General features: G+C 72.6%; 13 protein-coding genes. 8 read left to right on the forward strand and 5 right to left on the reverse strand.

Annotated elements, in window-relative coordinates:
* Nucleotides 1-197 precede the first annotated feature (197 nt).
* The 4 genes from ACZ49B_RS00865 (at nt 198) to ACZ49B_RS00880 (ending at nt 3,767) form a co-directional block, all read left to right on the forward strand.
* Nucleotides 198-1,604, forward strand: a complete 1,407-nt coding sequence (locus tag ACZ49B_RS00865; RefSeq protein ID WP_468299144.1) for a family 2B encapsulin nanocompartment shell protein — start codon at nt 198-200, stop codon at nt 1,602-1,604.
* Between the two features lie 41 nt (nt 1,605-1,645).
* The gene (locus tag ACZ49B_RS00870; protein ID WP_468299146.1) at nt 1,646-2,698 is read left to right on the forward strand and encodes a family 2 encapsulin nanocompartment cargo protein polyprenyl transferase; all 1,053 of its coding nucleotides are present in this window, start codon (nt 1,646-1,648) and stop codon (nt 2,696-2,698) included.
* Between the two features lie 146 nt (nt 2,699-2,844).
* Nucleotides 2,845-3,459 (forward strand): GNAT family N-acetyltransferase, encoded by a 615-nt coding sequence (locus ACZ49B_RS00875; protein ID WP_468299148.1) that lies wholly within the window; start codon nt 2,845-2,847, stop codon nt 3,457-3,459.
* Between the two features lie 71 nt (nt 3,460-3,530).
* Complete coding sequence (locus ACZ49B_RS00880) at nt 3,531-3,767, forward strand: hypothetical protein (protein WP_468299150.1); 237 nt, start codon at nt 3,531-3,533, stop codon at nt 3,765-3,767.
* Nucleotides 3,768-3,771: 4 nt separating this feature from the next.
* Here ACZ49B_RS00880 and snpA read toward each other — a convergent pair whose 3' ends face one another.
* Complete coding sequence (gene snpA, locus ACZ49B_RS00885) at nt 3,772-4,443, reverse strand: snapalysin (RefSeq protein WP_468299152.1); 672 nt, start codon at nt 4,441-4,443, stop codon at nt 3,772-3,774.
* A gap of 207 nt (nt 4,444-4,650) precedes the next feature.
* Between snpA and ACZ49B_RS00890 the strand changes: the two genes are divergently transcribed.
* Nucleotides 4,651-5,583, forward strand: a complete 933-nt coding sequence (locus ACZ49B_RS00890) for a LysR family transcriptional regulator (RefSeq protein WP_468299154.1) — start codon at nt 4,651-4,653, stop codon at nt 5,581-5,583.
* Nucleotides 5,584-5,617: 34 nt separating this feature from the next.
* Here the strand turns inward: ACZ49B_RS00890 and ACZ49B_RS00895 are convergent, their stop codons facing one another.
* Nucleotides 5,618-7,642, reverse strand: coding sequence for a transcriptional regulator (locus tag ACZ49B_RS00895; RefSeq protein WP_468299156.1), 2,025 nt, complete (start codon nt 7,640-7,642; stop codon nt 5,618-5,620).
* Nucleotides 7,643-7,749: 107 nt separating this feature from the next.
* On the opposite strand from ACZ49B_RS00895, the gene ACZ49B_RS00900 reads away from it, so the two are divergent.
* From ACZ49B_RS00900 to ACZ49B_RS00910, 3 genes are all read left to right on the forward strand, one after another.
* Complete coding sequence (locus ACZ49B_RS00900) at nt 7,750-8,568, forward strand: alpha/beta fold hydrolase (protein ID WP_468299158.1); 819 nt, start codon at nt 7,750-7,752, stop codon at nt 8,566-8,568.
* 102 nt (nt 8,569-8,670) lie between these two features.
* Entirely contained in the window at nt 8,671-9,585 is a 915-nt protein-coding gene (locus tag ACZ49B_RS00905) for a DUF4097 family beta strand repeat-containing protein (protein ID WP_468299160.1), read from the forward strand.
* Between the two features lies 1 nt (nt 9,586).
* Complete coding sequence (locus tag ACZ49B_RS00910) at nt 9,587-10,516, forward strand: PadR family transcriptional regulator (protein ID WP_468299162.1); 930 nt, start codon at nt 9,587-9,589, stop codon at nt 10,514-10,516.
* 78 nt (nt 10,517-10,594) lie between these two features.
* Here the strand turns inward: ACZ49B_RS00910 and ACZ49B_RS00915 are convergent, their stop codons facing one another.
* The 3 genes from ACZ49B_RS00915 to ACZ49B_RS00925 all read right to left on the reverse strand — a co-directional run bounded on the left by ACZ49B_RS00915 (nt 10,595) and on the right by ACZ49B_RS00925 (nt 12,394).
* Nucleotides 10,595-11,155, reverse strand: a complete 561-nt coding sequence (locus ACZ49B_RS00915; RefSeq protein ID WP_468299164.1) for a Clp protease N-terminal domain-containing protein — start codon at nt 11,153-11,155, stop codon at nt 10,595-10,597.
* Entirely contained in the window at nt 11,155-11,364 is a 210-nt protein-coding gene (locus tag ACZ49B_RS00920) for a helix-turn-helix domain-containing protein (protein WP_008741547.1), read from the reverse strand. Before ACZ49B_RS00920 ends, ACZ49B_RS00915 begins: the two co-directional genes overlap by 1 nt.
* Nucleotides 11,365-11,431: 67 nt before the next feature.
* Nucleotides 11,432-12,394 carry a zinc-binding dehydrogenase gene (locus ACZ49B_RS00925; RefSeq protein WP_053691791.1) on the reverse strand — a complete coding sequence of 321 codons (963 nt, stop codon included), beginning with the start codon at nt 12,392-12,394 and terminating at the stop codon, nt 11,432-11,434.
* Nucleotides 12,395-12,917 lie beyond the last annotated feature (523 nt).

Here is a 12,917-nt window from a genome sequence, read left to right on the forward strand (position 1 = left end):
AACGGTGCTCGGCGGGGCCCCAGGGGCCGGATGGCCGGAACCGGTGGGGCGGGAGGAGCCTCGAGTGAAGGAGATGAACTCCAAAGAGTGCCCACGCCCTGACGGAGTAGTCCCACCCTTTTGTGTAATGGTCCCACCACGTTCCGTACTGGAAGGCTGCATCCCGCAGATCCATGGAGTGATCGAAAGGGAAACACATGTCGGTCCAGGCAGGTTCCGAACCCGAGGTCCAGACACCGCAGCGGAGTCTTGCGACATCGGCCGCGCGGAACTTGGCAACCACGACCAAGTCCGCGCCACAGATGCAGGAGATCACCTCGCGGTGGCTCCTGAAGATGCTCCCGTGGGTGTCCGTCCAGGGCGGCACGTACAGGGTGAACCGGCGCCTGAGCTACTCGGTCGGCGACGGACGCGTGGAGTTCATCAAGACCGGGACCCAGGTCCAGGTCATCCCGGCCGAGCTCGGCGAGCTCCCGCTGCTGCGCACCTACGAGGACCTGGACGTGCTCTCCGAGCTCGCCCAGCGGTGCCGGCAGGTCGACTTCGAGGCCGGCCAGGAGCTGACCTCCTTCGGGAGCGCCTCCGACCAGGTGTTCCTGCTCGCCCATGGACGCATCGACCAGGTCGGCCCCGGCCCCTACGGCGAGGACGCGGTCCTGCGGACCGTCGCCGACGGCGCGTACTTCGGCGAGGACTCCCTCGTCGACGAGGAGGCGATCTGGGAGTACACCGCCCGCGCCGTCACCTCCGGCACCGCGCTCGTCCTGTCCCGCCAGGACTTCCAGCTCCTCGCCGACCGGGTCGACTCGCTGCGCGCGCACGTCGAGGCCCAGCGGTCCCTGCCCGCCCAGCGCACCAACAAGTACGGCGAGGCCGCGATCGACCTCTCCGCCGGCCACCAGGGCGAGGCCGTCCTCCCCGGCACCTTCGTGGACTACGAGGCCAGGCCGCGCGAGTACGAACTCTCCATTGCACAAACGGTCCTGCGGGTGCACACGCGCGTCGCCGACCTCTACAACCAGCCGATGAACCAGACCGAGCAGCAGTTGCGGCTCACGGTCGAGGCGCTGCGCGAGCGCCAGGAGCACGAGATGCTCAACAACCGCGACTTCGGCCTGCTCCACAACGCCGACTACGACCAGCGCATCCAGCCGCACGACGGCGGGCCCAGCCCCGACGACATGGACCAGCTGCTCAGCATGCGGCGCGGCTCCAAGCTGTTCCTCGCCCACCCCAAGGCCATCGCCGCCTTCGGCCGCGAGTGCAACAAGCGCGGCCTGTACCCGGAGACGATCGACGTCGACGGGCACCGGGTGCCGTCCTGGCGCGGGGTGCCGATCTTCCCGTCCAACAAGATCCCGATCAGCGACGCCCGCACCACGTCCATCCTCTGCATGCGCACCGGCGAGGACGAGTCCGGCGTCATCGGCCTCCACCAGCCGGGGATCCCGGACGAGATCGAGCCGAGCATGTCGGTGCGCTTCATGGGGATCAGCGAGCAGGCGATCATCTCGTACCTGGTCACCGCCTACTTCTCCGCCGCGGTGCTCGTGCCGGACGCGCTCGGCATCCTGGAGAACGTCGAGATCGCCCGCTGGCGCTGAGCGCCGGCCGAGCACCACGACCCGGGATCGGGGGACACGCCATGGGCACCACTGAGGCGATCACGACCGGCGAGGGGCAGGAGGCCGCGGCCCTGCTGGAGCGGACAAGAGAAACGGTCAACCCGGAACTGCGCCGCACGGTCGAGCACCTCCCGGGCTCGATGCGGCGCGTGGCGATGTACCACTTCGGCTGGGAGCACGCGGACGGCACCCCGGCCGCGGGCAACGCGGGCAAGGCCATCCGCCCCGCCCTCGTGCTCGCCGCGGCCCAGGCCCTGCGGGGCCCGGACGACAAGGCCGCCGAAGGCGCGGTACGGGCGGCGGTGGCCGTGGAGCTCGCGCACAACTTCACGCTGCTTCACGACGACGTCATCGACAAGGACACGAAGCGCCGGGGCAGGCCCACGGCCTGGACCGTCTTCGGAATACCGGACGCGATCATCACCGGCGACGCCATGATGGCGCTCGCGCTGCGGCTGCTGGCGGAGGATCCGCACCCCGCCTCGGCGCAGGCCTCGGCGCGGCTCGCGGCCTGCGTCATCGAGCTGTGCGCCGGCCAGCAGGCGGACTGCGCCTTCGAGCAGCGGCCGTACGTCTCGCTCGACGAGTGCCTGACCATGGCGACGGCCAAGACCGGGGCCCTGCTGGGCTGCGCCTGTGCGCTCGGCGCGCTCTACGCCGGCGCCGGGCCGGACGAGGTCGACGCGATGGACGCCTTCGGGCGGGAGGCCGGGCTGGCCTTCCAGCTGATCGACGACCTGATCGGCATCTGGGGGGATCCGGGGCACACCGGCAAACCCGCCGGGGCCGATCTGATCGCCCGCAAGAAGTCCCTTCCGGTCGTCGCCGCCCTCACCTCGGGCACCGCGGCCGGCGAGGAGCTGGCGGCCCTGTACGCGGGGCCCATGGCCGAGGAGGACGTGCGGAAGGCCGCCGACGCGGTGGACCGGGCCGGCGGGCGCGACTGGGCGCAGGCCCATGCCGCGGACCGGATGGGCCGGGCGGTCCAGCTGCTGTCCCGGGCCGTACCGGACCTCGGGGCGGCGGGCGGGCTGCTGGCACTGGCGGAGTTCGTCACCCGGCGGACCCGGTGAGCCCGTAGCGCGGACAGGGCCGTACCCAGCCCCGTACGCAAGCCCTGTTCCGGCACTGCATCGTGCCGGAACGGGGCTTTCCGCCGTTTCGGCGCCAACTCTAGGATCGCCCACGGCAGTTGAAACGTGAGCGAAGGGTGTGACCAGTGGCGCTGGAGATACGTCAGGCGGATCAGTCGGACCGGGACGCGGTGGCGCGACTGCTCGACGAGGCCTTCCGCACCGACCCGGTGAGCAGCTGGGTCTTCCCGGATCCGGAGCACCGGGCCGCGGTGCACGGAAGGTTCCTGGGCGTCTTCGTGGACGTGGCGCTGGCCGAGGGCAGGATCGACTACGCGGTGGACGGCTCGGCGGCGGCGCTGTGGCTGCGGATCCCGGCCGGCGAGCCGGAGGGGGAGGACGAGATCCCGGCGAAGATGCGCGCGGTCGCCGACCCCGACAACGAGCGCTGCGAGCTGGTCGGCCGGCTGACGGGTGCGGTGCACCCGACCGCCGAGGAGCACGAGTACCTGCTGATGATCGCGGTCGCCCCGGGCCGGCAGGGCGAGGGGCTCGGGACCGAGCTGATGCGGCCGGTGCTCGAGCGCTGCGACCGCGAGGGCGTGCCGGCGTACCTGGAGGCGAGCAGCGAGCGCAGCAAGAAGCTGTACGAACGGCTCGGCTGGGAGTTCACGGGCGAGGCGGTGCAGCTGCCGGAGGGGCCGCTGATGTGGCCGATGTGGCGCAAGGCGCAGGGGACGACGTCATCCCGTTCGCACTGACCACTGCGAGCGCAGCACTTTCGCAAGCGATGAAACCGGCCGAACGCGCGGAACCGGCCTACCGTGGAGGTATGGCCGGTGAACAGCACCAACAGCAGGATCGGCGCCACCCGCACCCGCACCCGCCCGAGCCGGTGGACCCGCAGACCGCGCACGAACAGCTCGCGTGCCCGGTCTGCGGGCGCCCCGTCGAAACCGTCATCCGGCGGCGCAAGGCGCTGGGGATCTTCATTCCGGAGTGGGTGCCGGGTCCCTGCCGGAACCCGGACTGCGCGGAATACGTACCCGAGGTGGGAAAGCTGCCTTAGCTCGTCAGCTCTTCGAGCCCAGTCCCGACGCGGCCAGCCCGTTGCGCCACAGCTGGTCCACGCGCGAGCGCTCCGTGCTGTTCGGGGTGGCGTTCTGGCACGAGGTGCCCGGGCCGCCGCCCGACATCAGCTCGGAGCAGGGGCCCGAGTAGTGGTCCGGCAGACCCAGCACGTGGCCGGTCTCGTGCGCGGTCACCCGGGTGGAGTTGTACTGCTGGTTCTGCCGGTAGTCGAGGAAGATGTAGCCCCGGCCGTGGCCGTCCGTGCTCGCGTACGAACCGCGTGAGTCGTTGCCCTCGTAGTACGAGAAGTTCCCGCCGGAGGACACCTCCTGCAGCTTCACGTTCGAGACCGAGCTGTTCCATATCTGCGTCGAGCGGGATATCTGGCTGCGGAAGCTGGGCGCGTTGCGCGTGTTGTAGGTGACGGTCACCGCGAGGACACCCGGGTTCGCGGCGCGCTGCTCGGCGACCGAGCGCTGCACGGCCTCGAAGAAGGCGCGGTTGGCGTCCTGGTTCTCCTGCGAGTGCTCGTACGCCGCGTACGTCGCGGCATTGCCGACGGGCGCGGAGGCGGAGGCGGCGCTGGCGTTGGGGACGACGCCGAGGGCGGCCGCGAGGCCGAGGCCGACGGTGGCGGCCAGTACGGCCTTTCGGGACATACGGGAGCGGCGCATGTGGGGGGCTCCTACTCGAATCCGGTGGGGGGTGGGTCGTTCGGTACCGGAGTCTGCGGGAGCGGGAGCGGCCGGCGGATGATGTCAGCCACCGATAACGCCGGCCTATCGGTGAGATTTCGGAAGGTCAACTTCCATGAGAATGGCGGGATTCGGTGGGGTATCAGTGGCTGGTGCGCTCCGCCGGGACCGGCCTACTCTCGGGTCATGGAGCTCGAGGTGAGGCACCTGCGCGCACTGTGCGCCATTGCCGACGCCGGCAGTCTGCACAAAGCCGCGCGGCAGCTCGGCGTGAGCCAGCCCTCCCTGACGACCCAGTTGCAGCGCATCGAACGCGCCCTGGACGGCGAGCTGTTCCTGCGCGAGCGCACCGGCTGCCGGCCCACCCCCTTCGGCCGCACGGTCCTGGGCCGGGCCCGCCCGCTGCTGGCCGAGATGGCCGCACTCGTCGCCGAGGCCAGGGCGCTGGCCCGCGGGCCGCGGCTGAACATCGGCTCCACCGCCAGCCGCGCGATACCGGGGTGGCTGCGCCGGATCCACCGGCGGATGCCGGACTTCGAGACCTCGCTGATGGTGGACGTTTCGGCCAACGCCCTGCTGCGGATGGTCGCTTCGGGGCAGCTGGACGTGGCGTTCGTCCACGAGGTGGAGGGCAGCCCGCTGCGGGTGCCGGCCGGGCTGGAGCTGAGGGTCCTGATGGAGCGGGAGCCGCAGTTCGTTTCGATGTCCCGGGACCATCCGGCGGCGCGCCGGCCGGTGGTGGAGTTACAGGACCTGGCGGCCGACCGGTGGACGGTCGACCCCTCCGTGGACGGCGAATGGGACGGCCTGCGAAGGGTGTTCGCCGGGGCCGGGCTGGACCCGCCCGTCCTGCACGCCGACTACCACACCGCGACCTCGCTGATCGTCTCCGGCGAGGCGGTGGCCCCCTGCCAGCCGACCTCCGGGCCGCGCGACGACATGGCGATCAGGCCGCTGTCCGGCGACCCCCTGGCGGTCCGGCTGCTGCTCGCCACGCGGCCCGGCGCGCATGCCGAGGTCTTCGAAGACCTCCGGGCGGCCTACCGCGAAGCTGCCCTCCGCACACCGCCGTACCGCGCCTGGCTGCACCACCACGCAAGCCCCCTCCTGGCGGCGTAGCCGCCGGTGGCGGGGAGACCTGTGCCGGTGCGCGTCAAGAGGACCAAGCGGAAGGGAAGCGCGGGTCGGGCAGGTAGGCGCAGTAGGTCCCGGTACGGAGGGTGAGATCGAGGTGGTCGCCCAGCGCCGGAGAGGCATCACGCAGACGCCCGACGGCCTTGCGCACGGCCTGGGTCACCGCTGCCCGGGCCCGTTCGGAGGCCGCGCCGGCACGCCGGTCGCGTCCGCCGAGGCCGACGGCGCGAGCGAGTTCGGCGACGAGGAAATCGCGTTCGAACTCGGCCTGCGCCTGCCTGCCGATGTCGTGGTCGGCCCGGGCCTCCTCGATGTCGTCCTCGATCTCGGTGAGCCGCCGTCGGTACATCTGCTTGGCACGGTCGTCCAAGAGGGGACCGGCGTCGTCGGCGCGGAGCAGCATGCCGACGGCAGCGGGCTCGTCGCTGTCGGCCGCGACGAGGTCGAGGACGTGGAACTCCCGTCCCGGCGCGGCGAGCAGGCGGGCGAGGTGGTGCATTCCCTTGCTGTCGCGGATGTTCATGCACCTGCCATCGAAGACGACCCTCCAGTAGTCCCCTTCCCGGACGAACGTGTTGGGCTCGGTCGTGGCCGGCTGCGAATGATCCACAGCGGGTGCGCCGACGATCCGTTCGAACTCGATGCGCGCCGCTTCCCGCTCGAGGGACTCGGCCTGGTGGTGGCCGAGGGCGCGGTGGGCGTCCGCCAGCCGGAGCCGGCACCGGGCCGTCTCGTACGGTGCGCCGATCTCGCTCCAGGCGCGGACGGCATCGGCGAGCAGCGCCGACGCGCCGGCCGCGTCGCCCCCCGCGAGCAGGACCGTACCGCGCGCCTGCCGTGCCGAGGCGCTGAGCGCGCTGCTCGCGAAGCGCTCGGCCACCTCCTCGAGCTCACGGGCCGCTCCCCGCGCCGTCTCCAGGTCTGCGCCGGCCACGGCGATCTCGACCTGTGCGGCCAGCAGCGGCGCCCGGCGCAGCCCGGTGCTGGGGGGAAGCTCCTTCGACGGAACCGGCAGGGGCCCGAGCAATGCCTCGCGGATCGTGGTCGCCGCCGCCCCGACGTCGCCGTCGGCGAGCCGGACGAGCGAGAGCCCCGGTTCGGGATCCCACCCGAGGCGGTGGGCGGCGAGCAGCGCCTCTTCCGCACCGGTCGGATCGCCGCGCCGCAGCCGGATGCGGCCCAGCTCCGTCAGCGGCCAGCCCAGCTCGCGGTGCACGTAGGGGCGCAGCTCGTCACACGCGAGGAGCACCTGCTCCTCGGCGGCCGCGCACTGCCCCCGCAGGCGCAGGATCTCCGCCCGGTGCACGCGGCACCGGCCGTGAATGCTGCCGATCGCGTTCGTCCGCGCCCACCGCTCCATGGCCTCGGTCCACTGCTCGGCCAGGTCGTACTGGGCGAGGCCCTGCAGTGCGCACACCAGCTCGCAGTAGACCACCCCGGTCGAGAGGGGGTCGAGGTCGCCGGACATCGTCGCCGCGCCGGCGTCGTCGAGCAGCGCCAGACCCCGTTCGACGTCGCCGTCGAAGATCACCAGCCGCGCCCGGGCCACCCGCCCGATCGCCGCGGCCGCCGGATCGGTGTCCAGGCCGATCGCGATCGCCTGTCCGGCCCGGTCGCGGGCAGCGTCGAGGTCGCCGCTGAGGAGCCGCTCGTAGGAGGAAACCGCCGCGAACCATGCGTGCGCGGGCGTCGCCGAGGCGGGGTCGAGGAGGCGTTCGGCGCGCCGGAGCCACCCGCGTACCGGCGCCATGAGCGCGGTGTCGAACAGCAGGTGCATGGCCACGCGCACGGCGGCGCCGGCCGCGCCGTTGTCCTCGCCCAGGCCGGCCAGCTCGTCATGGAGCCGCTCCCACGTCTCGACCGAGACGTCGAGGTGCCCCGCGGCGTACGCGACGCCTGCGAACTCGGCGAGCTCCGCCGGGCCCAGCTCGCCCGCCTCTTGAGCCGTCACGTAGGCGGCGTGGGCCTCCGCCCACGCGCCCCGTGCCGCGGCGCCCCTGGCCTGCTCCAGCGCGGTGGTCCCGTCGCCCGTTGCATCGGTCACGACCATGTCCCTCGATCCGGGGTCGGGACGCTTACGGCGGTAACCGTCCCGCTTACGCCTCCAGAGTGAGCAATGACCACCGAGGAAGACGCACCGAGGAGGACACCATGGACACCGTCACCGTGAACGGCATCCGGTTGGAGTACGAAATCCGCGGATCCGGCGAGCCGGTGCTGTTGATCAGCCCGGTCCTGGCCGACGGGTTCCTGCCGCTCGTCGCCGAGCCGGCGCTTGCCGAACGCCACCAGCTCATCCGCTACCACAAGCGGGGCTGGGGCGGCAGCACGCACACTCCCGGACCGGTCACCATCGCCGACCACGCCGCCGACGCCATCGCGCTGCTCGACCGGCTCGGCATCGGCCGCGTCCACGTGGCCGGGCACTCCAGCGGCGCGGCCGTCGCCGCAGAACTCGCCCAGGAACACCCCGACCGCATCGCCACGGTCGCCCTGCTGGAGCTCTCCCTGCTGTCGGTGCCCGCCGGCGCGGCGTTCTTCGAACAGGTGGCGCCGGCGTTCGAGGCGTACGCCGACGGGGACGCCGAACGGGCCGTGCGGCTGTTCATGCCCGTCGTCAGCGGGATGGACTGGGACCACTGCCGGACACTGCTCGAGGAGCGGGTACCCGGCAGCGGCGCGCAGGCGGTCAAGGACGCCGACACGTTCTTCGGGATCGAGCTCCCGTCCCTGGCCGAGTGGCGGTTCGGCCCCGATCGGGCCGCGGCGATCAGCCGGCCGGTGCTGTCCGTGCTCGGCAGCGACACCCGGCCGCTGTGGGTCGAAGTCGCGGAGTTCCTGCGCTCGCACGTGCCCGACGTCGAGGAGTACGTCGCCGAAGGCGTGGGCCACCTCCTCCACGTGGAGCGGTCCCAGCCGGTCGCCGAAGCCATGGCCCGGTTCCTCGAACGTCACCCCATCGCGTCCTGAGCTCCGAGGCAGGCTTGACTTCGGGCATCCGCGATATATCGTGTTGTTCAGAAGACGCGATATGTTGCGTGCCGTGTCCGTACGCCGAGGAGGATCAGCACCATGGCAGAGCAGAAGACGTGGTCGGTCGCCGAACCGCAGAAGCTCACCTTCGAGGAGCCGGTGACCGAGCTCCGCGTCCGCCTCGTCGGCGGCACGGTGAACGTCGTCGCCGACGAGGGGCCGGCCCGCCTCGAGGTGGCCGCGGTCGACGGGCCGCCGCTGTACGTCGTCCAGGAGGGCGGCACCCTCACCGTGTCCTACGAAGACCTGCCCTGGAACGGTTCCCAGGACCTCAAGAAGTGGTTCGAGGGCAAGCCCTGGAAGGCATGGTCCCGCTCCGGCACGGGCCGCAAGGCCTGGGAGCGCAGGGCCACCGTCACCCTCGCGGTCCCCGCCGCCACCCACGTGCAGCTGGCAACGGTCAGCGCCACCTCCGTCGTCTCCGGCATCCGCGCCGACACCGACGTCAACGGGGTCTCCGGCGACGTCACCCTGGTCGGCCTGTCCGGCAAGGTCAATGCGAAGACCGTCTCCGGCAGCGTCGAGGCCCAGTCCCTCACCGGCGGGCTCGGCTTCCACTCCGTCTCCGGCGGCCTGACCGTGGTCGACGGCGCCGGCGGCACCGTACGCGCCGACTCCGTCAGCGGCGACATGCTCATCGACCTGGCCCTCGACGCCGCCGAGCCGCGGCCCGTGGACATCTCCCTCAACTCCGTGTCCGGGCAGGTCGCGATCCGCCTTCCGCACCCCGCCGACGCGCGGGTGGAGGCCAACACGGCCACCGGTGGCGTCTCCAACGCCTTCGAGGACCTGCTCGTCTCCGGCCAGTTCGCCGCCAAGCGGATCACCGGCACGCTCGGCGCCGGCACCGGCACCCTGCGGGCCACCACCGTCTCGGGCTCCATCGCCCTGCTGCGCCGCCCGGCCGCCGACGCCCCGGCCGCCCCCCTCGTGCTCGACAAGAAGGTGCTCTGACATGCCGCCCGTCTTCGCCCACGGCCGCCTCCGCCTCTACCTGCTCAAGCTGCTGGACGAGGCCCCGCGGCACGGCTACGAGGTGATCCGGCTGCTGGAGGAGCGTTTCCAGGGCCTGTACGCGCCCTCCGCGGGCACGGTGTACCCCCGGCTGGCCAAGCTGGAGGCCGAAGGCCTGGTCACGCACGCCACCGAAGGCGGGCGCAAGGTGTACTCCATCACCGAGGCGGGCCGCGCCGAACTGGCCGACCGCGGCGGTGAACTCGCCGACCTGGAACTGGAGATCCGCGACTCGGTCTCCGAGCTGGCCGCCGAGATCCGTGACGACGTACGGGGCGCGGCGGGTGCCCTGCGGCGCGAGATGCGGGCCGCGGCCTCCGCGACGGCGACCCCGGTCGAGGACGCTTCCTGGGCGGCGGCCAAGGAGGAACTGCGCAAGGCCAAGCAGGAGTGGAAGGAACAGGCGCGCCGGGCGAAGGACGAGAGCCGCCGGGCCCGCGAGGAGGCCCAGCAGGCCCGCCGTCAGGCCAAGGAGGCCCAGGAGCGGGCGCGCGAGGAGGTCATGCGGATCGCCGGCCAGCTGCAGGAGCAGTTCGCGAAGTCCGGCGGGGTGCTGGGCAATCTGGCCGGCTCCTGGCTCGGCGGCAGCACGAGCGGTACGGGCAGCACGAGCGGTACGGCTGCCGGTACGGGTACGGGCGCCGGTACGGGCACCGCCGGCGCCGCGGCTGCGGACTCGCACTGGGCCGAGGACCTCGCCCCCACCGGCGACCCGGCCCGTGACCTCGACCGCCTGTTGGACCGCTTCCGCGACGAGGTCCGCGACGCTGCCCGCGACCACGGCGTCACCCCGGCCGGGCTCACCGCGGCCCGCGCCCACCTCGCGGCGGCGGCGGACCGCCTCGCGGAGACGCTCCGGCCGTCGCGATAGGTCGCGAAGCCGCCCGCGGAGCCGACCGCGGATCAGCCGGAGCTCAGCCGGAGCTCAGCCGGGGGATCCGGCCGCGGATCAGGCCGCCAGGCCCGCCTCGGCCGCCGCGTACGTGACGCCGTGGTCCGCCAAGACCTCCGCGGCCGTGCCCGGGCGGGAGAGCAGGGCGAGCAGCAGGTGCAGGGTGGCGATGTGACGGTCGTGGCGGCCCAGCGCGATGCGCAGGGACTGTTCCAAGGTCTTCTTCGCGCCGTGCGCGAAGGGGACGTGGCGGCTGTGCGGCTCCGGGCGGCCCAGCACCGAGCGGAGCGAGGAGCCCAGGGTCCGCCGGCGCGGGCCTGCCGAGGCCAGTACGCCCTCGCCGTGGCTCTCCTCGACCCGGGACACGATCTCGGTGAGGTCGATGCCGAGGCCCGCGAGGGCCTCCTCGTCCGCCCGGGACATGCCGCCCCGGCGACGGGCCGCGGCGAGGTCGGCCGCCACCGCGGCGCGGTCCACGCCCAACGGGTCCAGCGCGCCCCGGTCCAGCAGGGCCAGGAGCAGGTGTTCCTCGGTGACGGTGGCGGCCCCGGCCCGGCGGGCCTCGGCCACGGCGCCCGTCACCGTGTCCCGGGCGTCGTGCGTGAAGCGTTCGAACATCAGACCCTCCCGTGCTTCTTGTGTACGGCCTGCCGGCTCACGCCCAGTTCGGCCGCGATCTCCTGCCAGGACCATCCCTGCGCACGGGCGCTGCGTACCTGTACGGCCTCCAGCTGCTCCAGCAGCCTCCGGAGCGCGGCCACGGCACGCAGGCCCACGCGAGGGTCGCGGTCCCCGGCCCGCTCGGCGAGATCGGTCGCTTCTGTCATGCCTGTCAATTTAGGTTGACGGCATGCCGATGTCAATCACCGTTGACACCTCGGGAGGGGTTTCCGTCTACACCGTCAGGACGATCTTCCCGAACAGGTCGCCGGCCTCCAGCTTCTCGAAGCCCTCCCGCGCCCGGTCGAGCGGCAGGACCTCGTCGATCACCGGACGCACCCCGGTCGCCGCGCAGAACGCGAGCAGGTCCTCCAGCTCGTCCTTCGACCCCATCGTCGAGCCGACGACCTTGAGCTCCAGGAAGAAGATCCGGGTCAGCTCGGCGTGCGCCGGGCGGTCCCCGCTCGTGGCCCCCGAGATGACCAGGGTGCCGCCCGGGCGCAGCGACTTGACCGAGTGGGACCAGGTGGCCGCGCCGACCGTTTCGATCACCGCGTCCACCCGCTGCGGCAGCCGTGCCCCCGGCTCGTACGCCTCCACCGCGCCCAGCTCCACGGCCCGCTTGCGCTTGGCCTCGTCCCGGCTGGTGGCGAAGACCCGCAGGCCCGCCGCCTTGCCGAGGACGATCGCGGCCGTCGCGACCCCGCCGCCGGCGCCCTGCACCAGCACCGAGTCGCCGGGGCGCACGCCCGCGTTCGTGAACAGCATCCGGTACGCCGTCAGCCACGCCGTCGGCAGGCACGCGGCCTCCTCGAACGACAGCTCGGCGGGCTTGCGCAGCACGTTCCAGGCGGGGACGGTCACCTGTTCCGCGAACGTGCCCTGGTAGCGCTCGGTCAGGATCGAGCGCGGCTCGTCGGGGCCGACCCCGTGGCCGCTCTGGCCGATCACGGAGTGCAGGACGACCTCGTTGCCGTCCTGGTCGATGCCGGCGGCGTCGCAGCCGAGGATCATCGGGAGTTTGTCCTCGCCGAGGCCGACCCCGCGCAGCGACCACAGGTCGTGGTGGTTGAGGGAGGCGGCCTTGACGTTCACGGTCACCCAGCCGGGGCGGGCCTCGGGGGCCGGGCGCTCGCCCAGCACAAGGCCGCTCAGCGGCTGGTCACGGTCGATTCGGGCGGCGTAGGCAGCGAACATGCCGCGACGCTACCGCCCGGTAGCGCGGTGGGCCAGCCCTGTCGGGGCTCTGTGGGTGAGGCCTTCGTCGCACGGCCGCCCGTACGGACCGTGGCCGCCGGCGGGAACCGGACGGGGGTGTTGGTGCGTCCGTAATGGGGCCCGCGAGGAGGCGCGGCCGAGGCCGAGCGGAATCGTTCGTTGCGCGCTCAACTAAGCGTGCCACGTGCGGTCTTGTGTGACGCGAACAGGCAAGTGGAACGTCAGGATCAAGCCTCGGGTGGCGGTAATATTCACGCCATGCCGCCCGGCTCGTCATGAGCCTGCCACTTCGTGGCCGCATTCTCATTGACGAAGCGTCAGCTCCGTCGAGGCGCTGAGGCGGAGCATCCCCTCCCGGTTCGGGGGCGGGGAGGGTGTGTCCAACAGAAGAGGGGGGGGGGGGGGGGGGGGGGGGGGGGGGGGGGGGGGGGGGGGGGGGTGGGGTGGGGGGGGGGGGGGGGGGGGGGGGGGGGGGGTGGTGGGGGTGGGGGGGGGGGGGGTA

The sequence above is a fragment of the Streptomyces sp. NPDC031132 genome (assembly GCF_055570595.1).